The sequence below is a fragment of the Ruminiclostridium papyrosolvens DSM 2782 genome (assembly GCF_029318685.1).
GTDB lineage: Bacteria > Bacillota > Clostridia > Acetivibrionales > DSM-1351 > Ruminiclostridium > Ruminiclostridium papyrosolvens.
Window position 1 is genome coordinate 3,839,098 of record NZ_CP119677.1, and the last position, 25,497, is coordinate 3,864,594.

General features: G+C 36.8%; 26 protein-coding genes. 4 read left to right on the forward strand and 22 right to left on the reverse strand.

Annotation, left to right across the window (positions count from 1 at the left end; genetic code table 11):
• Positions 1-43 precede the first annotated feature (43 nt).
• The 4 genes from P0092_RS17170 to P0092_RS17185 all read right to left on the reverse strand — a co-directional run bounded on the left by P0092_RS17170 (position 44) and on the right by P0092_RS17185 (position 3,719).
• The gene (locus P0092_RS17170) at positions 44-1,312 is read right to left on the reverse strand and encodes a cation:proton antiporter (protein ID WP_004616058.1); all 1,269 of its coding nucleotides are present in this window, start codon (positions 1,310-1,312) and stop codon (positions 44-46) included.
• A 140-nt stretch (positions 1,313-1,452) separates the two neighbouring features.
• Complete coding sequence (locus tag P0092_RS17175; RefSeq protein WP_004616057.1) at positions 1,453-2,223, reverse strand: helix-turn-helix domain-containing protein; 771 nt, start codon at positions 2,221-2,223, stop codon at positions 1,453-1,455.
• Between the two features lie 265 nt (positions 2,224-2,488).
• Positions 2,489-3,049 carry a DNA-3-methyladenine glycosylase I gene (locus P0092_RS17180; protein ID WP_004616056.1) on the reverse strand — a complete coding sequence of 187 codons (561 nt, stop codon included), beginning with the start codon at positions 3,047-3,049 and terminating at the stop codon, positions 2,489-2,491.
• A 34-nt stretch (positions 3,050-3,083) separates the two neighbouring features.
• Complete coding sequence (locus tag P0092_RS17185; protein ID WP_004616055.1) at positions 3,084-3,719, reverse strand: MBL fold metallo-hydrolase; 636 nt, start codon at positions 3,717-3,719, stop codon at positions 3,084-3,086.
• A 257-nt stretch (positions 3,720-3,976) separates the two neighbouring features.
• Between P0092_RS17185 and P0092_RS17190 the strand changes: the two genes are divergently transcribed.
• Genes P0092_RS17190 through P0092_RS17200 form a run of 3 tightly spaced genes read left to right on the forward strand, consistent with a single transcriptional unit; the run spans position 3,977 to position 6,831 of the window.
• Positions 3,977-5,005 carry a FecCD family ABC transporter permease gene (locus P0092_RS17190; protein WP_004616054.1) on the forward strand — a complete coding sequence of 343 codons (1,029 nt, stop codon included), beginning with the start codon at positions 3,977-3,979 and terminating at the stop codon, positions 5,003-5,005.
• A 1-nt stretch (position 5,006) separates the two neighbouring features.
• On the forward strand, positions 5,007-5,768 hold the full coding sequence (locus tag P0092_RS17195) for an ABC transporter ATP-binding protein (RefSeq protein WP_004616053.1): 762 nt from the start codon (positions 5,007-5,009) through the stop codon (positions 5,766-5,768).
• A gap of 10 nt (positions 5,769-5,778) precedes the next feature.
• Positions 5,779-6,831, forward strand: a complete 1,053-nt coding sequence (locus P0092_RS17200; RefSeq protein ID WP_004616052.1) for an ABC transporter substrate-binding protein — start codon at positions 5,779-5,781, stop codon at positions 6,829-6,831.
• 65 nt (positions 6,832-6,896) lie between these two features.
• Here the strand turns inward: P0092_RS17200 and speD are convergent, their stop codons facing one another.
• Positions 6,897-7,319, reverse strand: a complete 423-nt coding sequence (speD, locus tag P0092_RS17205; RefSeq protein ID WP_004616051.1) for an adenosylmethionine decarboxylase — start codon at positions 7,317-7,319, stop codon at positions 6,897-6,899.
• 347 nt (positions 7,320-7,666) lie between these two features.
• Here speD and P0092_RS17210 point away from each other — a divergent pair, with 347 nt between their 5' ends.
• Positions 7,667-8,881 (forward strand): radical SAM protein, encoded by a 1,215-nt coding sequence (locus tag P0092_RS17210; protein ID WP_004616050.1) that lies wholly within the window; start codon positions 7,667-7,669, stop codon positions 8,879-8,881.
• Between the two features lie 57 nt (positions 8,882-8,938).
• On the opposite strand, the gene P0092_RS17215 is transcribed toward P0092_RS17210, so the two are convergent.
• The 17 genes from P0092_RS17215 to P0092_RS17295 are packed head-to-tail and all read right to left on the reverse strand — an operon-like array spanning position 8,939 to position 25,497.
• The gene (locus tag P0092_RS17215; RefSeq protein ID WP_004616049.1) at positions 8,939-9,835 is read right to left on the reverse strand and encodes an NAD-dependent epimerase/dehydratase family protein; all 897 of its coding nucleotides are present in this window, start codon (positions 9,833-9,835) and stop codon (positions 8,939-8,941) included.
• Positions 9,832-10,854, reverse strand: a complete 1,023-nt coding sequence (gene rfbB, locus P0092_RS17220; RefSeq protein WP_004616048.1) for a dTDP-glucose 4,6-dehydratase — start codon at positions 10,852-10,854, stop codon at positions 9,832-9,834. The genes P0092_RS17215 and rfbB overlap by 4 nt, the downstream gene beginning before the upstream one ends.
• 43 nt (positions 10,855-10,897) lie before the next feature.
• Positions 10,898-11,755: a glucose-1-phosphate thymidylyltransferase RfbA gene (gene rfbA / locus P0092_RS17225; RefSeq protein ID WP_004616047.1), complete on the reverse strand. Its 858-nt coding sequence runs from the start codon at positions 11,753-11,755 to the stop codon at positions 10,898-10,900.
• A 33-nt stretch (positions 11,756-11,788) separates the two neighbouring features.
• Entirely contained in the window at positions 11,789-12,655 is an 867-nt protein-coding gene (locus tag P0092_RS17230) for a hypothetical protein (protein ID WP_004616046.1), read from the reverse strand.
• Positions 12,656-12,676: 21 nt separating this feature from the next.
• Positions 12,677-13,747: a radical SAM protein gene (locus tag P0092_RS17235; protein ID WP_004616045.1), complete on the reverse strand. Its 1,071-nt coding sequence runs from the start codon at positions 13,745-13,747 to the stop codon at positions 12,677-12,679.
• Positions 13,748-13,768: 21 nt separating this feature from the next.
• Positions 13,769-15,160: a class I adenylate-forming enzyme family protein gene (locus tag P0092_RS17240; RefSeq protein ID WP_004616044.1), complete on the reverse strand. Its 1,392-nt coding sequence runs from the start codon at positions 15,158-15,160 to the stop codon at positions 13,769-13,771.
• A gap of 21 nt (positions 15,161-15,181) precedes the next feature.
• Positions 15,182-16,075 carry a glycosyltransferase family 2 protein gene (locus tag P0092_RS17245; RefSeq protein ID WP_004616043.1) on the reverse strand — a complete coding sequence of 298 codons (894 nt, stop codon included), beginning with the start codon at positions 16,073-16,075 and terminating at the stop codon, positions 15,182-15,184.
• Position 16,076: 1 nt separating this feature from the next.
• The gene (locus tag P0092_RS17250) at positions 16,077-17,174 is read right to left on the reverse strand and encodes a radical SAM protein (RefSeq protein ID WP_158498404.1); all 1,098 of its coding nucleotides are present in this window, start codon (positions 17,172-17,174) and stop codon (positions 16,077-16,079) included.
• An 8-nt stretch (positions 17,175-17,182) separates the two neighbouring features.
• A complete protein-coding gene (locus P0092_RS17255; protein WP_004616041.1) occupies positions 17,183-17,890 on the reverse strand; it encodes a PIG-L deacetylase family protein in 708 nt (235 codons plus the stop codon).
• Entirely contained in the window at positions 17,853-18,740 is an 888-nt protein-coding gene (locus tag P0092_RS17260; RefSeq protein WP_004616040.1) for a sugar phosphate isomerase/epimerase family protein, read from the reverse strand. The genes P0092_RS17255 and P0092_RS17260 overlap by 38 nt, the downstream gene beginning before the upstream one ends.
• 11 nt (positions 18,741-18,751) lie before the next feature.
• The gene (locus tag P0092_RS17265) at positions 18,752-19,990 is read right to left on the reverse strand and encodes a DegT/DnrJ/EryC1/StrS family aminotransferase (RefSeq protein WP_004616039.1); all 1,239 of its coding nucleotides are present in this window, start codon (positions 19,988-19,990) and stop codon (positions 18,752-18,754) included.
• Positions 19,991-20,021: 31 nt separating this feature from the next.
• On the reverse strand, positions 20,022-21,155 hold the full coding sequence (locus tag P0092_RS17270; protein WP_004616038.1) for a radical SAM/SPASM domain-containing protein: 1,134 nt from the start codon (positions 21,153-21,155) through the stop codon (positions 20,022-20,024).
• A gap of 15 nt (positions 21,156-21,170) precedes the next feature.
• On the reverse strand, positions 21,171-22,265 hold the full coding sequence (locus P0092_RS17275; RefSeq protein ID WP_004616037.1) for a BtrH N-terminal domain-containing protein: 1,095 nt from the start codon (positions 22,263-22,265) through the stop codon (positions 21,171-21,173).
• A 19-nt stretch (positions 22,266-22,284) separates the two neighbouring features.
• On the reverse strand, positions 22,285-23,973 hold the full coding sequence (locus P0092_RS17280; RefSeq protein ID WP_276186980.1) for a B12-binding domain-containing radical SAM protein: 1,689 nt from the start codon (positions 23,971-23,973) through the stop codon (positions 22,285-22,287).
• A gap of 27 nt (positions 23,974-24,000) precedes the next feature.
• On the reverse strand, positions 24,001-24,270 hold the full coding sequence (locus P0092_RS17285) for a phosphopantetheine-binding protein (RefSeq protein ID WP_004616035.1): 270 nt from the start codon (positions 24,268-24,270) through the stop codon (positions 24,001-24,003).
• A 23-nt stretch (positions 24,271-24,293) separates the two neighbouring features.
• Entirely contained in the window at positions 24,294-25,223 is a 930-nt protein-coding gene (locus tag P0092_RS17290) for a radical SAM protein (protein ID WP_004616034.1), read from the reverse strand.
• A gap of 31 nt (positions 25,224-25,254) precedes the next feature.
• Positions 25,255-25,497, reverse strand: coding sequence for an acyl carrier protein (locus tag P0092_RS17295; protein WP_004616033.1), 243 nt, complete (start codon positions 25,495-25,497; stop codon positions 25,255-25,257).

Below are 25,497 nucleotides of genomic sequence, written 5' to 3' on the forward strand. Positions count from 1 at the left end.
TTTGATAATTAAAATTTCTATTGCCTATGTTTTTCAGATTTTTTTAACTTATAGTCTCACCTCTTTTAATTTTTTGTAACGACATACTGTTTAGTTTCAAAATCCTCTTTACTACCGGGGTACTTATCAGAGAAGTTACTATTGCCATTATTACCAAGGCTACAAATACTTGCTCTGTAATCATATTTAAATCAAGAGCGGTAGATGCAATAATAATTTCAACAGCACCCCTTGAGTTCATGCATACCCCTACGCATACAGCGGCCTTTGTATTCATTCCACCTAAAACTGCACCTGCGAAGGCCCCTGCTATTTTTCCTATACACGCAATAAGCAGAACAGCAACAGTAAGAGGTAAGTTTAAGTTACTCATAAAATTTGCTTTTAGTCCGATAGAAACAAAGTAAAGAGGTGCAAAAAATTCGATTGCAAATCTATGCATAATTACACGGTTATTTGCACCACTCATTCTGTAATATTTGCTTAAAACAGTACCTAATATAAAAACTGCAAAAAACGGGTGTATTCCGGCCATTTCAGCTGCAAAGGCTGTGAATAATATAAATACAATGGATATACCGATAAAAGCACTTTCATTTTTAAAGAATTTATTGAAAAACGTTATCACAGTTTTACATATCCTTGGAGCAATTAAAAACATTACAATTATAAAAATAAAAATTTTTAATACTGATATAAAAATGACTATTGTTGCCGCATTCTTTGAATTTACATAACTAATAAGACAGGAGAAAATTGTCCACCCTATAAGGTCATCAATTGTTGCAGATCCAACGATTGCAGTACCCAGTTCTGTTTTTAATATGTTCAAATCCATGAGTGTCTTAATTATTATAGGTAGTGCCGAGATAGATAGAGCTGTTCCGATAAACACCACAAATATCCATCTTTCCATATGTGCAGAGTGACCCTGCTCCATTGGAATAAACAATGCCAGAACAATTCCCAGACATAGTGGAATGATTATTCCCAATGAACTGGTTAGAAATATTAGCCTCCTCCTTTTCCATATAATTCTGAAATTAATTTCAAGTCCTGCAACATACATAAATAAGAACATTCCTATTTGGATGAAGTTTGCAGTATCAGGCAGTAAAACAGTGTCTGATGGAAATACTGCCGAAAACAAGTCCGGTGAAACAGTCTTTAGTACTGTTGGTCCTAATAAAATGCCTCCTATTAATTCTCCGAGTACCGTCGAGTTAACAAGTTTATTGGACAATTGCCCCATTAACAGTGCGACTGCCAGCAAAACACCTATTTGAAGTATATATAAATAAGTATTGCTCATTAGTATAATGCTCCCTCTTTAATGCCTTATTTCTATTTTCTACCATGTTAATATACGGATGGTTTGTTTTCTACTCTAAGAAATTATAGTATTTTGTGTATTTTATGGAATAAAACTACTAAATTTTGTAGTATTAGGAATTATATCTCATCTATGGTTATTAGATTGTACTTCAAAGCTTTCACAACTGCATCGATTACATTTCCGGTATCCAACTTCCTGAAGATAATCTTTTTATGGTATCTTACAGTATTTATACTGATTCCGGAATCGATGGCTACTGCTTTTTCAGTCATTCCCTTAGCCAGCAATTTCAGCACCAATAATTGCTTTTCGCTGAATTTCATTTGAGATACCAGCCTTTTAGCCATACCCTGCCCCGCCACCTCTACTTCATTCGTAACCTGATATGCCAAGAGCTCCGTTATAATAATCAATTCCTTCTTTAAGGGAATACCTGTGGATGCAACAGCTATAGAGCCTATAATTCTGTTTCTGAAACATATTGGTACAGAAAAAAAGTACATCCTGCTGAAGAAGCTACAGTAATGGTGCTGGGGTTCAGTATTAACTTTCTTATTAAGTTGCAGGGATAGAGAAACTGCGTTTGTACCACTGATACCCTCTGCAAGTGAGATGCCTTCCTTGAGAATAGAGTGGTTCTTTTTATTTATATACAGAATTACGCCTTCAGAATCCGTTAGAAAAAAGGAATGTTTACCGAGTATTTGGGCGTTTATCTTTTCAACAGCATCCTTAAAGACCGATAAGAATAATTTATTCTCATCTAATTTGGCCTTTATATCATATTCTTTCACGCCTGCAGGAATTAAAGCATTACTGGGTAAATCCATCTCTATACACCGCCTCCATGAATTTAAAACCTCCTTACTTACGTATGAGTTTTTCATACACTACCTCCAAATTTTGTATTTTTTTTAAAAAACAGCCTTAACTGTTACATAATATAAATATTTCATAAGTTCTTTTAAGAATTTTAATAACCTTTTTGTTTATTTTTGGTAATAACTCCAGAAAACTATAATATTATGTAGGTTAAAATAATTATTTGGAGAAAAGTGGGATTCAAAAGTAAAGAAAAAACGTCGACATTTGTTAAAATGTCGACGTTTTTTCTTTACTTTTTCTATTAGAAGTAAATTATTTTAAAATTTATTACCTGTTTACTGTATGATACGGACATGACCTTATATGGTCATCCACCATACCGATTGCCTGCATAAACGAATATATTATAACAGGGCCAACGAATTTGAAATTTCTCTTTTTCAAATCCTTGCTTATTTCTTCTGACAGAGGTGTTTTTACAGGAATTTGTTCTTCAGAATCCCAAATATTTATTTGAGGGCGGTAATCAGTGTAACGCCACAGGTAATCTGAAAAGCTTCCAAACTCTGTTTGCAATTTTAATACAGCCAGAGCATTACTCCTGACAGACCTTAATTTCAAAGGACTTTTAATAACATTATATTCGTTTTTGATATTTTCCAGTTCTTCATCGCTCAGGGTTGAGCAATACCTGATATCAAAATTTCTAAAAGCCTTTATATATTCTTCTCTTTTTGATAGGACGATACTCCAGGATAATCCGCTTTGAGCCCCTTCCAAAGTAAGCATTTCAAATATATATGAATCATCATAACTTGGTCTGCACCATTCGTTATCGTGATATTGCTTCATTACAGGATTATCGCCGGGCCACAAACAAGCACTCATATAAAATCCTTTCTGTTAATAGTTTAATTTGTATCTATAAATAATCAATTGCCACAACTTCCGGATACTCTGATAAATTGTCTTTGTTTATTGTAAGCTCATTGCTGGAGTACCTTTTACCCTCCAGCTTTTCCATGAAACTTTGGGGTTTTGCCAGTTCAAAAGACAAATGCTCTGTCTTATAGTGCATGGGAATTGTAATTCTTGGATTAATAGATTTAGCAACCGTTATTGCCGTATCTGAGTCAATTGTGTATACACCTCCTATTGGAAGGAGAAGCACATCAATCTTTCCCATTTCCCGAATCTGCTCTTGAGATAAAACATGTCCCAAATCTCCCAAATGACAAATAGTCATACCGTCAATTGAATAAATGAATACTATATTTTTACCCCTTTTTGCGCCACCCAATTCATCATGAAATGTTGATATTCCTTTTATACCTATATCTCTGTAAGAAAAAGCACCCGCATCCTTTATATGTTTGAAAGCCCCCTTCACTACCCCAACATTGTCATGGTCACTATGATTGTGACTCACTGTTACAATCTCTGCCTCTGTGTGAGGAAGAGGATAACCCACCTGCTCATCAAAAGGGTCTGTAAGTATCCTTGTACCATTTTCTGAGGTTATAAGAAAACACGAGTGTCCAAACCATTTAATCTTCATATTTACCTCCTGTTTCATCTAAGTATTATACATATTTTACTATAAATTCAACAGAGTATAAATAAAATTGGAAAATACCTTCTTCGCCCTTCCAATTGATAATAATTATCATTTAGCTTGACTTTTTTAAATAGCATATGTTATATTTTATAAAGTTAGCACACGCTAACTTTGATTAAGCAAACAGAATAGTAAATTTGAAGGGGGTGTTTTTAATAAAAAGCAAGCAACTATTTGAGATAAAGGGAATCTATTTCATGTCATTAGTAACCTTGACAGCTGCAATCATATTCTCCCTGTGTTTCTCGGCATCCGTAGGCCAAGCAGATGTACCTCTGAATCAAAGCTTTAATATCTTGATTAATAAAATTACCGGAGGTGCTGTCGGTTCACTTGAAAATATACCAAAAGCTTTTGTTAACATAGTCTGGCAGGTCAGAATTCCAAGAATTCTTTTTGCTGTTTTCGTTGGGACAGCTCTTGCAGTAAGTGGCGCCGTTATGCAAGCTCTGGTGCAGAATCCTCTTGCCGACCCGTACATATTAGGTATTTCGTCCGGTTCCTCTTTAGGAGCCACATTCGCTATATTAATAGGCTTTGGTGGAGGCACAATTTTTTCACAGTTCGGCTTGACATTCAGTGCCTTTTTGGGTGCAGTGCTGGCCTCGCTGTCGGTTTTACTGCTATCAAGTATTGGCGGGCGAATGACATCAATGAAGCTGGTATTATCAGGTTCTGTTATTAGTGCTTTATTCAGTTCCTTTTCCAGTATCATAGTATATTTTTCAAATAATGCTGAGGGTATGAAAAACGTTACTTTTTGGGCTATGGGAAGTCTTGCATCATCAGCTTGGAGTAAGGTACCTGTTCTGGCACTTGTGGTAAGTATAGTAACCGTATTTTTTCTATTTCAGCACAGGATACTCAACACCATGCTTTTAGGTGATGAGGCTGCAACGACACTGGGTATACCTTTATCAAAGTACAGAAGATTTTACATGCTGCTTACGTCTCTGTTAACGGGAGTTGTTGTAGCATACTCCGGAATGATAGGCTTTATTGGACTTATTATCCCTCATATTGTGAGAGGCTTTATCGGTTCTGACCACAAACGTATGCTGCCTATGACTGCATTGATTGGTTCTCTGTTTTTAATTTGGGCAGATGTGTTATCCAGAATAATTATAGAGAATGTGGAGTTACCAATCGGTATTATTACCTCCATCATAGGAGCACCAATGTTTATTTATATTATTGTAAAAAAAGGCTATAACTTTGGAGGTTAGTATGGAACTTAATGTTAAAAATCTCAGTGTATCCATCAGCAAAAAGGAAATTGTCAGGGACGTTTCACTTCGTGTACATAACAAGCAATTTGTGGGGATTATCGGTGCAAATGGCTGCGGGAAATCCACTCTGCTCAAGGGCATCTATAAAAGTCTGAAACCCCAAGGAGGCTCAGTGTTTTTAGATAAAATTGATTTGTTGAACACACCTCCCAAAAAAGTATCTCAGAAAATGAGTGTGGTAGGCCAGTTCAATGAAATTAGTTTTGACTTAACTGTATTTCAAATGGTTCTGCTTGGACGAACTCCACACAAAAAGCTTCTTGACTCCGATACCAAAGAGGACATGGACATTGTCCACAAAGCAATAAAGCAAACCAATCTGACGGAATATTTGAACAGAAGCTATTTAACACTATCAGGCGGTGAAAAGCAACGTGTTATTCTTGCCCGGGCAATTGCGCAGCAGCCTTCTTTTTTAGTATTGGACGAGCCAACCAACCATCTTGATATACGTTATCAATTGGAAGTTCTGCACTGTGTTAAAAGCTTGAACATAGGTGTACTTGCGGCATTGCATGATTTGCAGATGGCAGCCGAGTATTGTGATTATATTTATGCCATGAAAAAAGGTGAGATAATTGCACATGGAAAACCTAAAGAGCTTTTTACAGAAGAGCTGGTAGCTGATTTATATGATGTTAAGTGTAAGATTTACGAAAACCCCTTTTCAAGAAATTTAAGCTTTATATATCAAATTTAAGGAGATTTTTATGAAAAAAATATCAACACTTTTTACAGCAATAGTATTGACTTTAACCTTTTTACTCACAGGCTGCGGAACTGAACCTGCTGCACAAAATTCAGCTTCTGTCTCAGATTCTGAAAAAACAGCCACCTCTTACCCACTGACTGTTAAAAATTACACTAAGGCAGAAGGAGCAGCAGAATGGCAGGAAAAAACTATCATATTTGAGCAGGCACCCGAAAGGATAGTAGCGACAACACGTACCGCTGCCGAGTTCCTAATTCATCTCGGTCTGGCAGATAAAATTGTTGGTGTGGGCGGTGTTTTCGGTAAACCTGATGAGTCGGTATCTCAAGAATTTAACAAGCTCAAAAACCTTGGAAAGTCATATATCACCAAAGAGGTTGCTATGAGTGTAAACCCTGACTTTGTGTTCGGAAGAGGCGGACTTTTTGATAACGCTGACTGGGGTGTAGGAACTGTAGACGCTTTAAATCAAATGGGTATAAATACATATGTGATGGAATCATCCGTACCCGGCGGTACTTTTGATTCCATATATAAGGACATTGAAACAATAGGTAAAATCTTTGGTGTTCCGGAAAAGGCACAGGAATTTTCTGCTGAATTAAAAGGACGGCAGGAAAAGGTACAGAATGCATTGAAGGTTATAAAACAGGATAAAACTTTTGCATACATACACTCAAGTGAACCTGAAAGCTTATCCGTATATGCTGCCTATAACGATACCTTCTTTAGCGACATGTTCAAAATGCTTAAACTCAAGAATGTATTTGAAAAAGAACAAGGCGAAATCAGTGTTGAAGCCTTAATTGAGCAAAATCCCAATATACTTGTGACATTGCATTGGGACACTGAAGGAGAAGCTGCAACACAAAAAGATGAAAATGCCACCATTAAAAATATTATGACAAACCCAAAGCTTGAAAGTCTGGATGCTGTTAAAAACAAGCAGGTGTTTGTTGCAAACTACAACCATTTATTCGGCTATAGCTATCAGACTCTGGATGGTGTGGAAAAGCTTGCGAAAGAGCTTTACCCTGAGCTGTTCAAATAGTTTTATTGTTTATCAAAAAGCTGCTTAAAAATCCCCCTAAACGTAAGGTATGATTACCATCTACGTTAGAGGGATTTTTTACTGTCATTAATATCTTTCCCTCTTCTTACTTTATTGATAACTACTTTTTGAGGTTTAAGTCCTTCTACAATTGTATCAATAATCAATTGAGGATTGCAGTGTTCACCACAAGTAAATGCATCAATAAAGGTTGAATTATATTCCGGATACGTATGAATGGAGACATGAGATTCAGAAAGCAATGCTATCAGAGTAATTCCTCCTGTATTGAACTTCTTGACTTGAATCCCATGACATGAAGCGTTGGCCTTCATTATCCCATCCGAAACTATCTTTTCCAGGAAATCAATACTCTCCAATTTGTCGTTGGATATTCCGTATAAGTCTCCCAGAATATGTGTACCGGTAAATTTATATTGTTCTTCTTTGGCGTCAACTTCAACCAAGCTGCTGATTTTTGGCCTCACTCTTAAACACTCCTTATAATACATAGGCACTATATCTTAATTTTTACACCTTTTTATATTTGTAGCAATTATATTATTATCAACCTTATTTTAACAAATTTTTAGCAATAAATAAACTGTTTTTATTTATGTTTCCAATGCTTCCATTTTGTTCAACAGAGATATACTATATATAATACCCACATTTACGCCAAATTTGATATAATCTTTCAAATTAATTCTATAATTTGTTAAATTTTCCAACTATGTATTGGAACTTTTTTACTTTCATGGTAAAATTACTTATATCTCAATGTGAAACAATTGGTTTCTGAATTTGAGAAATCTTATAATGGATGGGTGTTTCAATGAAAACAGTATCAATAATTTCTAATAATTTGGAATGTGATGAGCTTGTTGGCTATTTTGCAAGATTAGAGAAATACTTTATACTAAATGGTTGGCAGTCAGTTAAAAATCTTGATGCTGATCTGTACGTTATTGTAGCATGTGGAGCAGTTGATTTTGTACACGACCGTGTAAAAAACGCTTTAAATGATATTTCATTAAAGAAGGGGAATTTTAACTCAACTGTTATTATGGGATGCCAGCCCGTTACATATGAAGGCAAACTAAAAAGTATTTTTGACGGCAAAATGATAAACTATGGTCAGGAAAGTATGCTAGACGAATTAATAGGCGCGGAGTATACGTTTGAATCTGTAAGTATCCCAAATATATTTAATTCTCCGGTAAATCGTAAGAACGAATTGTTTACAATAATTATTTCAACCGGCTGCATGATGAAATGTACATACTGCGTAATAAAGAAAGCTCACGGCTATATCACAAGTAAACCTGTAGACGAGATTTGTGAAGAATTTAAACATGCAGTAAGGTTAGGATATAAAAACATTGCAATAGGCGGAACAGACACTTCTGTTTACGGGCATGATATTAACACCAACTTCATTGCATTAATTAAAAAATTGAGAGCAATTGATTCTACAGTTAAGTTTTATGTTGACAATTTACATCCTCATAATCTGTTGAAGTACCGTGATGATTTTATAGAATTGGCAGGGCAAAATGCTTTTTCATACCTTCACATAGCTTTTCAGCATATTGATGATGTAATGCTGGATCGTATGGGACGTACTGCACATTTTGAACAGGTTTATGCCATGATTGGTGAAATGAAAAAAGTTTGTCCAAAATTGATTCTATTCACCGATTTTATCTGTGCGTTCCCCGGAGAAACAGAAGAACAGTATGAAAAGCTTCTGGATTTTGTTAAAAAAGACACCATATTTGACTATTATTATATTCATGATTACTGTGACATCGACGGTGCAGTTTCTTATAATTATACGGATAAGATCAGTGATGATGTAAAGACAGAAAGATGCCAGAAATTAATGATTGCTTTTGAAAGAAGAAAAGATGAAAAGATAAGTCTTCTGGACCCTGAAGCCTACAGAATCTTCAAGAGCAGATACGATGTTGAAAGCGAGGCCGATAAGGATAATCCTCAAGGCTACTATTTCTGTAAAAATACATATCTTGAGCCGGCATTAGTATAATTAATCAAAAAAATCCTCTACGGTTTGCAAATTTTAATTTGCCGTAGAGGACTTTTTTTATCTGAAACTTTCTTCCCAAGCCTTCCTTAGACCACTTTCCAAAGAAACCAACGGCTCCCAGCCCAATTCCCGAAGCTGTGTTATATCCGCCCGCTCATTTCCCGTTTCCTCATTTCTGAACTGGTCAGAGTCTATTTCCAACTTGAGATTCTTTCCTGTTATATGATTTACTATATTAATTAGCTCCGAAACGGAGGTACTTATACCACTGCCCACATTATAGCAGGAAAAACCGTTTTGAGCTTTTTTTAAAACTGTTGCAATGCTACTTGCAACATCGTCCACATATATGTAATCTCTTTTTATATCTGCATTGCCCAGACGTATACTTCCTGACTTTATATGGGAAATTATTTTTGGAATTAAAAACCCTTCTCTTTGCCCGGGTCCGTATGTGTTAAAAATTCTTAATACTACAATTCTTTTATCTTTTGAGGATATTTCTTTTTGATATAGACTTAGCAGCTGTTCTGCCTGCCATTTGAGTTTTGCCATATATGACGAGGGTTTTACTTTTAGAGATTCTGATAAATAGTCTTGGGTATGATTTCCGTAAACTCTGCTACTGGAGGCGAAAACCAGCGTTTTCAGTTCATTGGCATTAAATGCATTTATCAGGTTCAAGGTTCCCTCAATACATGTATTAAATGCAATGATTCTATTGCTGTTTATCTGTTCATACCCGTTTACTGCTGCAAGGTTAATCACAGCATCACAGCCCTTCATGGCCTCTGACAAGTCATCTTGATTTAAAATATCTCCTTTGTAACACTCTACATTTGGATTATTGATATTCTTCCTTGAAAATGCCACTACCTCGTGGCCTTCTTTTAATAGCTCCGGCATCAGATTGTAACCTATAAAACCACTTGCTCCGGTTACAAGTATCCTCATGGACGAACCTTCTCCCCGCCCAAAAGAGACTTGTGTATCCAGTTTCTGTTATCCAGATACCACTCTATGGTTTTATCAAGCCCTTTATCGAAATCTACGGAAGGGCTCCACCCCAATTTTTCCCGTATTTTCCGAGTATTGATGCTGTAGCAAAGGTCTGATGCCTTTCTGTCCTGTACATGCCGAATCATATCTTCACGAACTTCGCCTTTTATATACGTTAAAATTTTATCTACCACAAATCTATTATGATATTTTTTCTCCGTGGCTATATTGTAAACTTCACCGGGTTGCCCCTCATGTAAAACCAAGTCGATTGCAGAGCAGTTGTCCTCCACATATATCCAATCTCTCATTTGCATACCGTCACCATATACCGGAAGTTTAAGGTTCTCCATGGTATTATGTATCATTAGCGGAATCAGCTTTTCCGGGTATTGATTCGGACCGTAATTGTTAGAGCTTCGAGTAATATTGACAGGAAACCTGTAGGCATCCCAATAGCATTTTACATAGAATTCAGCGGCTGCCTTGCTGCAGGAATATGGATTATGTGGGTTCAAAGGAGATTCTTCGGTACAACATTCAGTACAGGAGCCATATACCTCATCTGTGGATATATGAAGGAACCTGACTCCATCAATATATTCGTTATCTCTGATTTCCCACGCTTTCCTGGCAACATTCATCAAGTTTACTGTTCCCGTTATATTTGTTTCAATAAATTCCTTTGTGTTGGTCATGGAACGGTCTACATGACTCTCTGCGGCAAAATTGACTACATAGTCAATTTTATGTGTTCTGAATATTTCTTCTATTTTGTCTTTATCACAAATATCACAGCAATAAAACTTGTAGTTTGCGTCATTAATTAAAGCTCCTGTCAAATTATCCGTGTTTCCCGCATAAGTGAGCTTGTCTACATTAATTATAAAAATATCTTTATGATTTTTTAACATATATCTTATATAATTAGAACCTATGAATCCCGCACCGCCTGTTATTAGATAAGTTTTCATGCTAAATTCTCCCTTTTACAAATATAAATGAGCATAAAGGACTTTATATTGAAAGCAGATATTCAGAATACTGAGTTCCTTTATACTTTTCAGCCGCCATAGCCACTTCAGATTTCCCTATAAATCTGTTTTTATAGCTTATTTCTTCCAGGCAGGAAATCATATTCCCTGTTTCTGTCTGAACTGACTTAACAAAATTGGATGCCTCCAGCAAGGTCTCATACGACCCTGTATCAAGCCATTTAACATCCGGCGGCAGCACTTCCACCTTGAGCTTTCCTTTTTCAAGGTAGACATTGTTTACAGTGGTTATTTCCAGTTCACCTCTTTTTGAAGGCTTGATACTTTTCGCTACTTCAATAACATGGTTGTCATAAAAATAAACTCCGGGAACCACATAATTTGAGTTGGAGTCCTTGCTTTTTTCCTTTATTGATAATACTCTTCCTGTTTCGTCGAACTCCACCACTCCGAATTCTTCGGGGTTTTTTTCCTGATATGCAAAAATCCCCGCACCCTCTTTAAGCTGACTTAATGCTTTTAAGTGGTAGACAAAACTGTCGCCATAGAAAAAGTTATCTCCCAGAATAAGACAAACAGAGTCGTTCCCGATAAACTTTTCACCTATTATAAAGGCCTCTGCTATTCCCCTTGGCTCATCCTGAATCCTGTATTCTATATGTATACCCAGATTGCTTCCGTCTCCGAATAAATTTCTGAACGCTTCTATATGTTCATTCCCTGCGATAATTAATACTTCGTTTATACCTGCCATTAGTGCAATGGAAAAAGAATAATATATCATAGGTTTATCATATATCAAAAACAGATGCTTTGAAATAGCAACAGTTGCGGGATACATTCTGCTGCCTTTGCCCCCTGCCAGAATAATTGCCTTCAAATAAAATCCCTCCCCCTGCTGTAAAAACGTGCTTTACGGATTCCATATCTGCATGATTGTATCCAATCTTACTTCGTCTCTGTATTCAGGCTTTATCATGTAATAAACATAATTTTCCAGAACCTCTGCAGGATTTCCGTATCTGCCCTGTATTTTAAAATGCTTGAAGCCCATTTCCTTTAATCTTTGTAAATCTTCAAGCTTAACAAAAGACCTGTTTTTAAAGGACTTATAAAAACCTTCGGAACCGTCGTTACATTCCCAGTCATAGGAATTAAGTGTTTCATAATTCAACTGCATCTTTGAGTGATAGTCGAAATGTTCCTTCCTAACCTTACAGTCAGGTGAACATATTTCATTCAATACTATTTCAACTCTTCCCTTGTCCTCTATTTTTTCCAAAAACTCATAGTTGTTGTTGTTTCTATAGTCCAAAACAACCAGCTTGTAGTCTTTTTTAAGCTCTTCATTAAACTCGTCAATGTCAAGAATACATTTTGTTGTAGATGAGATTATTTTATACTTTGGATAAGCTTCTCTGATATTGTCTTCCAACAGCTTCATATTTACAATAGCTTCGTTTAAGCCGTTATTTCCTTCATTCATAATCAAATTGCAGTATGTATCATTCAAATGCTTTTCTTCCAAAAGGCTGTTGGTCCAAGTAAATCTGCATGGAATCCCTTTTTCATTAAAGTATGCAAGACTTGATTTAATGCGTTCTCTGTCACTAATTCCGGGTTTAAGTCTTCCACCGTTCCATATGGCTCCATAAAAGCTTCCGTAGACAGCTTTAATTTCTACACCATCATAAAATTTTTCAGGCTCTTTTTCCCAAAGCTCAACTATTATTCTGTTTAAATTAAATGGATCACAAAAATCTGGTAAATAAAAATTCATGGTCATCTTCTCCTAACATTTTTATATTTTTTTAATACTCTCTACCAACTTCAAGGATTCTTTTCCGGCAAAAAGTTTCATTTTCTGTAAGTCCTCCACGGAAATCTGTCCGTCAATATACAGGTTTATAATTTCTGACACTGTAAAACAGGTTCTGCACGATGCAAGTCTTGGAGGTGTTAGAGAATATAAATTGTACATTTTGCAGTTGCATATGGAATCGGCTATCTCGCTGGATAAGTCTTTTGTCGCATTACCCAGTTTTACGCTCCAATCCATGCAACATGCTGTTATATCGCCGTTGTGGAAGGTTTGAATGATTGCTTTGGGTATATGGCAACCCTCTCTCCTTCTGCCGTCATTAAAAAAACTGCAAAGTCTTTCAAGATATTTATACGGTGGCAGTATTTCTTTATAGTTATCAAAGTATGATAAAATCCTTGAAAAAGCCTCCTTATCCTCGGAAGAAGGATAAAACTCCTTACATTCTTCCCCTCTCACCGGGAATGGCAGCAATAAAACATCTCCCTCCAGTCCATAAAAATAACTGACCATTTCTTCATATCTCTTTGTATTTGCATCTGTCAGACAAGTTGCTATCTCAAGTGGAATACCCATTTTTATCACGTTTTTGATGTTGTTTATCAACCTGTCCTGATAAGCACTGTTTTTAAGCCTTCGGCTGTTCAATTCCAAGGTATGTCCGTCAAGTGATATATGAAGTATGCAGTTGTTTAAATTTTTGATTCTGCTAAGGAGTTCATCATCCAGAAAATGTCCGTTACTTATTATCTGAACAGTTTCATAGTTTCCGTAAATCTGTTCAATAAATGACATAATGTCTTTTATATAAAAAAGCTCTCCCCCGCATATTCTTAAAATCGGAGTCTTGAAAATTGAGTCGTATTTTTCAAGTATTCCTTTAGTTTTTATGAAAAAATCCTTATTATCCCCTTCTTTGTCGTACACTGTTTTTGTGCGGTTGCTGTTGTTGTTTTTTTCCCAGTCGGGAGCTTCCTTGTATAAACAGTAATCACATTTATAGTTGCATAAATCGGGTGTAATAATAAAATCATTCATTAAAAAATTCATTTAAATTTCCCTCACTCCCTCTTAGCTGATTTCTGAAATGTTTTTATTTAAAACATCTCTAAGGATTTTCCCCAGACTGTTCCGGGGAAGTTTTTCTGCAAATTCAATAACAGTGGGACATTGATGCTTATTCATATATTTAGAACAAAAATCATATATTTGCTCTTCTGTAACATCACTTGCTACTATTGTGGCTTTGACACATTCTTCTCCGTTATCTTTTACGAAGCCTGTTACTGCACATTCTTCCACGGCGGGATGCTTTAAGATTGTCTTTTCCACTTCATAAGGATTAACCTTTTTTCCTCCGATGTTAATAAGCAGCTTTGTTCTTCCTGTGATATACAAGAAGCCCCCTTCATCCATATATGCCAAATCACCCATGTTAAAAAATCCGTCTTCATCATAAATACTTTTTTCTTCTCCAAGATACCCCTGCATCATATAGGTTCCCTTAACCCAAACTTCCCCTTCTTCCCCGGTACCAACAGCATTATGGCTGCTGTCACAAAGCTTCACTTTTACCCCTTTCATGGGTTTCCCTATGGATTTGTATGGCATTGGCACAAGTCTTGATATAATACCTCCTGTTTCTGTACTCCCATAATTACTGAAGAGAGTTATACCAAACTTATCCTTAATTGTTTCATACAAGTCCTTTGTAACAGGGCCAGCCCCAACAAGGGCTATTCTTATTGACTCCAGAGAATAGTTCTGTTTTGTATAGGTGTTGCACAAAGCTCTTGCCATTGCAGGTACCATTATGAGAATATTTATTTTATTATTATGAATCATTCTCAATATTTGTCGGGGTGCAAAACTGTCAACCACATACAAAAGGCATCCCGACATAAAAGCAGTCATCAAAGCTGCCCCAAGAGCAAAAGAATGATAAACCGGCGATGCACTGATTATGCTTTCGGACGCTTCCAAACCGAATTCTCTTCTGAAACACTCGCCCTCTAGGCTAAGGTGTTTTACAGTTCTGACACATAGCTTTGATTTGCCCGTGCTTCCCGATGTTAAATGATAAATACCTCCCATTTCTGGGTTTGGCATTTGAAGGTCTGTAGGTGCTCCCCCACAGCTTTCAAGACTACTGTACGTACTGTCATCAAACAGTTTCCCAGCTGTATCTGCCAGCACATTTTCCAGTTCGCCCGGCATAATATTGGATGGTACAGGTACAACCCAACAGGGTATTGATAATAAGCTTAGAAATGCAATTACGTAATGTACCTGATTTGTAATTTTCAGTACTACCGTGTCATTCTCACAAAAACCATTCATACGAAGTAAAGCTTGATTTTCAGCCAATTTTTTATATAGCTCTTTATAAGTTATTTTCGTACTTTCACTTGCCAGAGCGAACAACTCTTTTTCTGAATATTCTTTTATTTTTTCAAATAACATACTTCTTACCTCTTGAACTTTTTATAGCAGACCATGTACAAACTTGTCCAAGTCTATTTTTTCATCCACAAAATCCTGTAATTGAAGTATTTTTTCATCTTTATACTTTTCATAAAAATATGATAATGTACTCCTATGGTCACCCTTTAATTTTTTGCGGTAATGTGAAATATGATAATTGGCTGCACAAGGGGAATATGTAAATTTCTTATTCATTACATACAGTCTGTAACCCATTTCTAAATCCTCACAGCCCCATGTAGTACCAAAATTTTCGTCAAACCCGCCTGCCTCTTCTATCCATTGTTTTGGTACTCCGGTATTCCCTCCGTTAAAAGAAACCCAGTCAGCTGTGGAATTATGCTGGGTAAGTAATATTTCTGTTACACGTTCAAAAGGTGTGACCTTGGTGCAGCTGCCTATTCGTGCTTCAAAGTCCTGCAAAATATCCTTTTCACTAATACACATTTTAATCAAAAGGTCTGATGGCCTTCCCGTATCGCAATCCGGATAAAAAGTACCGTTGGTAGGGTCTTCAAAAAATTTCAGATAGGATAGGTTGTGTATCCTTCCATGTACTATTTTCAGGGCTTCTCTTTGTTCTTTCAAATGCTCCGTAATAAACATGGGATGCAAAATACAATCGTCATCTGAAAAAATCAGAATTTCATTTTCAGCACTCTCAATTGCTATATTTCTGGCACCTGCACGTCCCTTATTTTCAGAATGTATACATCTGTAGTTAAAGGGAAAGGATGAATTCCTTAGAAATTCTTCTGTGCCGTCTGTTGAACCATCATTAGCAAATATAACTTCAAAATCTTCAAAAGGGCATTTTTGTCCCATGATGGATGCTACCGTCAGTTTAAGTCTTGGTAATTTATTATATGTAGGGATTATCAGGCTGACCTTCATATTAAATGCCCTCCTCCTCAGATAACATATCGCTAAAAAGCTTTAATAGTTTCTTCGTACGTTTTCCCGAGTACAGAGGTATATCGGCTATTTCATCATATGTCATTTTATTATCCAGATATAGATTCAACATATCCAAAGACGTGAAGCAAGAGCGGCAGCAATCTATTCTCGGCCTTTTCTGCAAGAAAAGAGTGTACATTTTTTCATTTTTTATATTATTTAAAACAGTTTCTTTGTCGTTCTCCAAAACATTACCCAATTCTGTAGTCCATGAGTTTGGACATGGAGTAAGCTTGCCGTCGTCAAATAGCTGAATCATTGTTCTGGGAATATTGCACCTTAATGTCCTATTACCTGTCAGCAGGTTTGAAAGTTCTTCAAAATATGCCTTACAGGGTATTACCTCCCGGTAAAAATCATATTTACTTACAATATCGTTAAACTTATCTATATCCTTTTCATTTGGATAAAACTGTTTTCTTAAGTCTCCTCTCACCGGGAACGGATATACTTTAACCTTTCCTTCAAACCGTCTCAGATAATCCATAAACTCAGCATAATTTCCTGTATTTGCGTCGGTAAGTACGCTTCCTATTTCTATAAAAAACCCTAAATCCACTGCTGATTGCAGATTATTTAACAGGACTTCCTGCATTTGCTTATTTTTTACCCTGTAGCGGTTTTGCTCGTATGTACTGCCGTCCAGAGAAATATGAAGCTGGCAATTGGGAAGATTTTTTAACTTTTTAAGTCTGTCTTCCGTTAAAAGAAATCCATTTGTGATAATCTGTACAGTTTCGTAACTATCCTGCTTGTTTAAAAAATCTTCAATCCCCTGAATTAGTAAAATCTCTCCACCGCTAATTCTAAGTATGGCAGCGTCAAATATGGAATTAAAATTATTTATAACCTTATCCAGACGTTTACCTAATCCGGACTCTTCATTATAAAGAAATTTTTCTGCAACGCCCTTTGTTATTTCCCATTCCGGTGCCTCGCTGGAGAGGCAGTAACTGCATGAGAAATTGCATTTATCCGGCCTTACAACAAAATCATTAAATACAAGCTGTATTTTTTCATCTGATTCATTTTTCAAAAAGTGCATTATATCACCGCTTCCCATATCCGTTCTATATTATGTCCCTGTATTATGCTGCCGGAATGAGTTATGACAGCACGAATTTCCCTGTCCTTAATCTGACTTTTATAAAGAGACATGATTTCAGCTTTTCTTTGAGTAAAGCCGTCTATCTCAATAAAGCTTTCTTTAAGCTTACAAGGGCATGATTCAAGAGTCTGATTCATCCAAGCCTTATTTAACCCATAAGGCAGTTCCTCGTATAAAAACAGTCTTACATTTTTCCGCTGACTATGCCGCCAATCCAACACAACCTCTCGGGTAATAAGGTGATCCACATGTGCTCCGCATCCCAAGGGTATAAATATAATGTCCGGATTTATTTTTTCTACCAGATAGTCAAATCTATCGTAAACCTTTTCTCCCAGTTGTTTTTCTTTAAAATCGGCAAATGAAAAGTTCAATATATCACTTAATCGTGCATACCCACGCAATCCCGCTTCCGGCAAATCGTCCATAACAAGACTGACACCGAGAGCCTGCATAGCTGCCTCTTCTTCCCTTTTAATCTGTTCCTTTGCATCTGTTTCATTACTGCTTGCGACTGAATATTCCTGTTGAGAAAAAACATCCCAAACTGTTATATCTGCCTCGTGATTTTTTAGAATAAAGCCTCCTAAAGAAAAACAAGCATCATCAGGGTGCGGAGATACAATCAATACCTTCCCGGTCACTTTTAAATTCCTCCATTATTTTATTTATGCATTGATAAAGTCCGGCTAAACGTTCACGGTCTTCCATGCCCGATTTTTGGAAAGCCTCAATTGCACCAAATCCTTCATAACCTGTATTATTGAGGTTTTTTAAAATATCATTCCAGTCAGCTTCTCCGTTTCCCGGGTCAACAAACTCATAAATGGTTCCTCTTCTTTTTCTGAAATCAGTAAAGTGCAGTTTTTTAATTCTGTCCTTTAAACAATTAATCCAGTGCTGAGGGTAACTGTTCAGAAGAGTGTTTCCTAAGTCAAGACACACCGCCAAAGCCGGTGAATTTATATCGTCGCAATATTGGGCAAATTCCACAGGTCCTAAGAGAAAACCGTGCCATACATTTTCAGCACATAATATTATGCCTGCTTTTTCAGCACTACAGGACAATTTGTAAACCTGCTCCTGAGATATCTTCCATGCATCCCTGTAATCAGTGCAAGGACTTATCTTTCCGGGAGAAATTGAAACTGTTTGAAGCCCCAGCTCCGAAGCAATATCTATCATTTTTTCACATATGGAAAATGCCAGTTTTCTTTCATGGGAATCCTCTGAAATCAAGCTGATATCATTTAGCAGTAAAGTTGAAAGACTGCTTAAAGCCAATTCATTTTCTTTGAGTTTTCCTGATATTGTTCTGATATCCTGCAATCTTGAATTCATGCTGATATCCCCATCTTTGTAAAATGAAGCCTCAAGGGCATCAAAGCCCGCGTCTTTCGCCTTACGGGCCGCATCTATAACAGATATTTCTCCTGTCGTCCCACCGTTTAAAGCCCAAATAGTAACCGCAGATTTCATTTTGATTAATCCCATATACTGCTCCTTTACTTTTTTTTGAGTTCATCAAGGTTGTCTCTTATTTTCTTTATGCCTCCTGCAATTTCGTCCATATCCTGTCTGTCTCCCAGTAACAATGACTGTGGAAGCCACACAGCTTCCCGACATACATTTTCGGCAACAGGGCACCGCTTTTCAAATACAGAATAATCATAATCCTCATATAGCTTGAAAAGAGGATTTTTATACAAAGGATACTCATAACCTGCCTGACATTCTATTCCTTCTGCGTTAAGTGCCATTAGAAAGCGCATTTTGCTCAAGTTTCTCCATTGTTCCTTTTTATAACTGAAGGTAAACAAGTGGTAAACCCTGTCCCCCGCCTTTTCCAAAGTAATAGTAGGCTCTATACCCTCTATCTCCTTTAGACAGCTAATAAGGTATTCTGCGTTTTCCTTTCTTTTCTTCTCCCGTTCTTGAAATTTGTTTAACTGTGAGCATGCCAATGCAGCTTGCAGTTCCGTAATTCTATAATTTGAACCGAGAATTTCATGTTGGTACCACTTTCCATTTATTGCTCTTCCTGCCATATGTAGTGAAAAGGCACGTTTATAGTAGTCAATATTATTTGTAATAAGCACTCCGCCTTCTCCGCAGGTAGTATTCTTTGAGGACTGCAGGCTAAAACATGTTATATCACTATTGCTTCCTACCGGCTCATTCCCCCAGTATGCCCCCAGTGCATGTGCAGCATCTTCAATAATCTTGAGATTATGTCTTTGTGCCAAATTTCTGATGGCATCCATATCAGAGGACTGCCCTGCAAAATGAACAAGCAGAATAGCCTTAGTTTTAGAAGTAATGCACTTTTCAATACTGTAGGAGTCAATATTCCAGGTATCCTTGTTTATATCCGCAAATACAGGAATAGCTCCTGCCTTTAAAATACAGGATGCACTTGCAATAAAAGAATACGGCGTTACTATAACTTCATCTCCGGGCCTGATATCCTCAATAGCTTGAACTGCCAGTTCCAAAGCCGTAGTGCCGCTGGTCACTGCAAGAGCATATTTACATGAATGAAGCTCGGAAATCCTTTGCTCCAGTTCTTCTATAAAGCCTTTATAAGAGTTGGGATTTAAAAAGCTGTCATTCCCGCTTCTGGCCCATCTTCTGCTGTGCAAGGCTTTAAGAACGGCTTTGTCGTCTTCCTCCGAAATTATAGGATAATCGGGAAACGGTTTGCTTTTTATTTTGTTTCCGCCCGTAATTGCCAAAATCCCCATGATTATTCACACCCTTTACCTTTGTGCATTTTTATTTATTATCCTTCTGCATTTTAATGCAAGTAGGATCGCTTTTCATAATAGTCCCGTAATATTTGTATGCCACCGCAGGACAGCCTCCTCTGCAGGTTCGCCAGTATTCGCACTCACTGCATGGTTGTTGGGCTTTTATTATATCTTCTCTTTCTTTCATGACTGCACTCCTACTATCCCAATTGCCCAATATTTCTGCTACACTGCTTTGCCTCAAATCACCTGCTATAAATTCTTCCATGCTGTACATGGCGGTACATCCGGTAAATTTGCCCTCTGATGTAATAACCACACTATTTTTAAATGCCATGCAACTCATCAGTGGATCAAATTCAACCGATATTTTTATATTGTAATTCTCCTCAAAACGCTTTTTATATGGCATTAGAGGCTGCATACAAAACCCCGGAAGTACAAGAGTTATATCGAGTGGCTTTTTTGCCCTGCAATTGTTTTTTTCTATCCATTCAATTACATTTGTATAGATGTCTATAAAGCTGTCAATGTTCAAATTTTCTTCAAACATGGCGCCGTTTACTGACACGTCCAGAAGCCTTAACAAATTAATGTATCTTAGGTTATGTTCCAGTGCAAACTGCAAAATATTTTCTATCTGTGTGCAGTTATCCTGCATTATCAAGAAATTAACTCCGATATTTTCAAAACCAGCTTTTTGTATTTCCGTCAAACCCTCAATAGATTTTGCATATGCGTTTTTATCGCCTCTTATGGCATTGTGTTCATCCTCTATGGTGGAATCAAAAGAAATATATAAGCGGTCTATTCCCGACAAAACAGGCTTTAAATTGTCTAAGCGGTCTTTTATTAATGTCCCGTTGCTTACAACAAACAGCTGAGTATTATCATATGACTTGATTTCTTTTAAAATTTCCGTTGTATCATCTCTTAATAAAGGTTCCCCTCCGCTAATATCAAACTTTCGTACACCACATTCATATAAATCGGAAATGAGTTTTTTATATTCATCCAAAGTCAATTCTTTTTTTAAGCTTTGAACGTTTTGATGACCGCCGGAATAGCACATCTTACAATGTAAATTGCATAACAAGGTAGGATACAAATATGCTGTTTTTGGAAAAGCTTTTGTACTTAAATCTTTATTTTCTCCCACAAATAATCACCCTTATCAGCCGGTTGTACATAAAATATTTTTCATGCAGGCTATATTTTCAGTTTCTTTTGAAATAAGCATTTGGAGGAAGTTCAATGCTTTGTCCAAGTACTGCATGGAGTCAAACATAGAATATCTGAACAGGTTTATCCCCATACTTCTCCAATAAGTTGTAAGGTCTGTTATATTGTTCTTTAGCGTCACAAGGTCTTCCTGTACACTGCTTTCTTGGGAATAATCCTCAAGAAACTTTTGAATAAGCCCAAGCATACAGATTGGTCCGCCAAAGGATGTTATATTTTTATACAGTTCCACAAGTATATCCTTTTCACTGTTTTGACGTGTCATTTCAGTGTTCATGAATGTTTTAAAAGCCTCAAGGGCTTTTGTCCCCGTAGAATATATAAAGCAGTTTTTACCTATATCAATTCGGTTGTCAGTTGACGCCTCTTCAAAATTATTTACTGTGTTGATAATATAGTTTTTAAATACTTCTGAGGCACCGGGAAATTTCAAACACTTACTGTCTGCGGGATGCAGCGTCCACGCTATTTTCTTTCCGTGGTTTATCCTTACACCTGTAAAGTCCAAAGCTTTAATAAAAGCTTCCATACTCAAAAGGCCGTTGTAGCTCTGAACTGGAGTAGACGGAATATAGTTGTCTATAACATTTACAAAGCCATCCTCAGATATTCCATACACTATTATGTAATGGGCATAACTGTCGATTATATTTTCCGGCCAATAATTCATATGCAATGAATTTACATTCACAATAACAGGCATATCAGATTTTAATGAAGTCTTTATAAACTCCATAAATTCATCAGTTGTGTCATACATATGTTGTTCAAGCATCATTCCGGCTTGGGATAGAATTTTATCCAAACCTTTCCTTTCAACATCAGCATCAAAGCACTGTAAACAAGGGGTTCTTTCACTGCCATTTCCGGACACCCAATACCCGAACCTGTTTTGATATCCAATGGAAGAATAAAACCAGGATTCACGCATTTCCAGAGAGAAGTAGCCTGAAACCGAAATTAAGTTGCTTATAAAACAGTTGTCCCCTGTTATTTCACGCAGTCTTTCTCTATTACTTATTACCACGTTGCCCTTCACCTCTCAATTATGTACCTGTTTTTAAAATATCACCGAAGCATTCAATTTCGTACTCATCTATGATACAAACAATAACCCTGCTGAACTCGCCCACATTTACTTCGTTTTTCGATAGACATTCTTTTGTTGCCAATAAAATATTTTTTATCAGCTCTCCTATTTGGTCTCTCCACTTTTTTATGCCTATAATTTTTGTCAGAATTTCCTGCCTTGACTCTTTTTTATTGCTGTTTGAACGCATTTGCCTGAATTCACTGCTCATATAATCCGGAAAATAGTCCTGAATCAGCCATGTCAGCTTATTGATATACGGCACCAAGACTTCCCAGACCTTTTCCACATCATCATCAAAAATTTTATATTCTCTTGCAAGCATTTCTTTACAGATTGCAACCAGGTCATTCTCATTTTTCACCGGCTTGGTTATAACCGACATATCAGGTGAGTCCAATTTCCCTTCATCTCTTAAAAGACGTTCGGCTTCACTTCCCCTAAACAGAACCATCTTGTTGAACATATTCATAGGTACGTTATCTTCGTATATTTTTGATTCAACGATAAAGTCTATAGTATCAATTAAATCTTGCTTGGTAGTACTCGGACTAACCATAATCATAGCCGGTTCAAGCATAAATCCGTGACTTTTTACCATTTCAACTGCTCTCAAATTTCTTTCAACGGTAACACCTTTTCTCCAAAGATTCAGCAATCGCTGAGAACCGCTTTCAAGTCCTAACAGTAAATCTCTGAGTCCCGCTTTTTTCAAAAGATTCAGAAGGTCCGGCTTTATGGAGTCAACACGTATTTCTGCATGGAAGTTGATTTTGATATTGTTTTCAATTATCTTATTACAAAAAACTTCCAATCTTTCCAACGCCTTGCTGCCGTAGCCAATAAAATTAACATCGCAAAAATACAGATATTCCACTCCAAATTCCTTAACAAGAAATTCAACTTCTTCATAGAGTGATTCCCCGCTTCTGCATCTCCATTTTTCAAGCTCAAGACAGCTTGACGAAGGCGCTGTACAATAAATACAATTCCCCCTGCAGCCTCTGCTTGAATAAATCGAAGCAGTCCTTGTACTGTAGCCTTGATTTTTCAAATAGTACAAGCTGTCTCTGGCTGCAAACGGCAAAACAGATAAATCAGAAATAGTCTCTTTCTTTTGGTTATATACAGCTTCCCCGTTATGCATGTATGCCAGTCCGTCTATATCCTTCCAGGACTGCTTGCTTTTCAATCTGTTGACAAGGGTGAGCATTGGAAGTTCACCTTCTCCCAGAATTACAGAGTCTATCCCTACGGTTGAATTCAAAAGGAACTCGTATATAAAGGATGCACAAGGGCCACCTATGGTAATATGTCCCTTGTACCCTCTCTTCCTGAGATTAAAAATAACCTCCATAGTGTTATAAAGGTGCAGCTCATAAAGAATACTGAAGCCCACCATAACAGGATTGTCCGCCAGTATTTCGTCCTCAATCTGCCTATTGCTTTTATTTTCTATATTGCTGTTAATTATTTTTGTGGGTATATTGTTTTGCCTCAAATATGCTGCCAGACAGGCAATCCCCAAGTTTTCCCTATACCTGTTTATAAAACCGTTAAACAGAGGATTCAAAGACAGATTCTTTGTGTCTTCTCGTATGGCAGTTTCTCTGAAAACGTTTCTGATGCTAATATTTTTCTCCATGCAGGCAACTAAAACAGCATCCACCATTTACACCTCTACTTTTAAGTTATATATAAACTCGGATAATTTTTCTGCATCCTGCAGCAAATCAATATTCAGGTACTCATCTGATATTTCTATATCAAACTTTTGCTCTATTTTCAAAAGCAGTTCCAGTGCATCAACTGAATTGAGCATAAAAGCCGAAGCAATATTGCAGTTTAACGCAATAGAATCAACGCCCTTGTCCTTGCAATATGTTTCTACAATAAGTTCTTTTAAATCATTCTGAATTTGTGCTAAATTTTCGTTTGCCATATTTATCTCTCCTTACAGTTTTATTATTTATTTACAAAACCGGAGAACTCACTGAAAAATGTCTCCGTGTTAGCTTTTACGCAGTTTATACAGCTGTCCAGTTGTTTTCCATTTTCCAATACATTTTCATAACGCTGATAAACCTCTGTCAGTTCATCAGAACAGACATTGCCGTAAATTTCTGCCGGGCCGAAAAAATCACAGCCGCATTTTAGAAAGTCGCCGTTTGTTCCTATAGTATCCTGATATTTGGGAACAAGACACCATGCCGGTAATTCAAAATTGGGAAGGGTATGATGATTTTCATCCAACAAGACTTTATCAAAGTCCTTCAGGTTGCCTGCTCTGTTCCATATAGGCTTACTACCGGCAAAATCTATTTGTTTTTCTTCCCAAAACCTTTGAATTTCCTCACTTGTTGATTTCACCACTGATAATTCGTTTGATATTATCAATAGTTTGGTCTCTGTAATGTTGTTATCCCTTAAATAGTCCCTTACCCCAAGTACATTATCCAATGTAATATCAAAATCCAGATCCAGTGCAGCCTTATAGTCTTCTTTTGTTATTGCATGTACACTGACATTAATCTGGTTAAGTCCGCTTTTGACCAGTCCTTCAACTCTTTTATGGGTCAACAGCTGACCGTTTGTTATAATTTCCGATGGGTATCCGTTTTGAGTACACAGCTTTATGTATGACTCCAGATTTTTATTCAGTAAAGGCTCTCCGCCGCCTGCAAAAAGAAACTTGGGTTTTCGTTCCTCTGCTTCGGAATAATAACGGTTATATACTTCAATAACTTTTTTAAAAGTGTCCGGTGACATGAATAAGGCCGAATCTAATCTTCTTGTACTTGGACAATGAATGCACTTTGCATTACACTGATTAGTTGTCTCTACTTCCACCTGACTGCAATTATGCTTTACGCTAAATAACTCAGAAAATGACATATATCTCTCCTCGAACCATAATAGTTCTTTACTATACTTTTAAGGTATCTACGTATTCTGCAACACTATTTAAGGTTTTGTAGTCCTTAAAACTGAATTTTGATTCGTCAAACTGAATTCCCAACTCTGCTTCCAATAACACCAAAAGCTTTATCAGAGTTATTGAATTCATACCCAGATTAGTTAATTCCGCGTCAAGATCCACTTTGTAATTTTCATCTTCGTTCAAACACTTTCTTACACATTTTTGTATACTTTCTTTTGTTTCTGTCAT

Excerpts from the sequence above, each read along its gene's own strand:
- P0092_RS17185 (WP_004616055.1), bottom strand. The coding sequence starts at position 3,719 with ATGAAGATTAAATGGTTTGGACACTCGTGTTTTCTTATAACCTCAGAA.
- P0092_RS17170 (WP_004616058.1), bottom strand. The coding sequence starts at position 1,312 with ATGAGCAATACTTATTTATATATACTTCAAATAGGTGTTTTGCTGGCA.
- P0092_RS17265 (WP_004616039.1), bottom strand. The coding sequence starts at position 19,990 with ATGGGGATTTTGGCAATTACGGGCGGAAACAAAATAAAAAGCAAACCG.
- P0092_RS17180 (WP_004616056.1), bottom strand. The coding sequence starts at position 3,049 with ATGAGTGCTTGTTTGTGGCCCGGCGATAATCCTGTAATGAAGCAATAT.
- P0092_RS17280 (WP_276186980.1), bottom strand. The coding sequence starts at position 23,973 with ATGGAGAAAAATATTAGCATCAGAAACGTTTTCAGAGAAACTGCCATA.
- rfbB (WP_004616048.1), bottom strand. The coding sequence starts at position 10,854 with ATGAAAACTTATCTAATAACAGGCGGTGCGGGATTCATAGGTTCTAAT.
- P0092_RS17200 (WP_004616052.1), top strand. The coding sequence starts at position 5,779 with ATGAAAAAAATATCAACACTTTTTACAGCAATAGTATTGACTTTAACC.
- P0092_RS17295 (WP_004616033.1), bottom strand. The coding sequence starts at position 25,497 with ATGACAGAAACAAAAGAAAGTATACAAAAATGTGTAAGAAAGTGTTTG.
- P0092_RS17260 (WP_004616040.1), bottom strand. The coding sequence starts at position 18,740 with ATGGGATTAATCAAAATGAAATCTGCGGTTACTATTTGGGCTTTAAAC.
- P0092_RS17230 (WP_004616046.1), bottom strand. The coding sequence starts at position 12,655 with ATGAATTTTTATTTACCAGATTTTTGTGATCCATTTAATTTAAACAGA.
- P0092_RS17175 (WP_004616057.1), bottom strand. The coding sequence starts at position 2,223 with ATGAAAAACTCATACGTAAGTAAGGAGGTTTTAAATTCATGGAGGCGG.
- P0092_RS17210 (WP_004616050.1), top strand. The coding sequence starts at position 7,667 with ATGAAAACAGTATCAATAATTTCTAATAATTTGGAATGTGATGAGCTT.
- P0092_RS17195 (WP_004616053.1), top strand. The coding sequence starts at position 5,007 with ATGGAACTTAATGTTAAAAATCTCAGTGTATCCATCAGCAAAAAGGAA.
- P0092_RS17240 (WP_004616044.1), bottom strand. The coding sequence starts at position 15,160 with ATGTTATTTGAAAAAATAAAAGAATATTCAGAAAAAGAGTTGTTCGCT.
- P0092_RS17285 (WP_004616035.1), bottom strand. The coding sequence starts at position 24,270 with ATGGCAAACGAAAATTTAGCACAAATTCAGAATGATTTAAAAGAACTT.
- P0092_RS17290 (WP_004616034.1), bottom strand. The coding sequence starts at position 25,223 with ATGTCATTTTCTGAGTTATTTAGCGTAAAGCATAATTGCAGTCAGGTG.
- P0092_RS17245 (WP_004616043.1), bottom strand. The coding sequence starts at position 16,075 with ATGAAGGTCAGCCTGATAATCCCTACATATAATAAATTACCAAGACTT.
- P0092_RS17235 (WP_004616045.1), bottom strand. The coding sequence starts at position 13,747 with ATGAATTTTTTAATGAATGATTTTATTATTACACCCGATTTATGCAAC.
- P0092_RS17215 (WP_004616049.1), bottom strand. The coding sequence starts at position 9,835 with ATGAGGATACTTGTAACCGGAGCAAGTGGTTTTATAGGTTACAATCTG.
- P0092_RS17190 (WP_004616054.1), top strand. The coding sequence starts at position 3,977 with ATGTCATTAGTAACCTTGACAGCTGCAATCATATTCTCCCTGTGTTTC.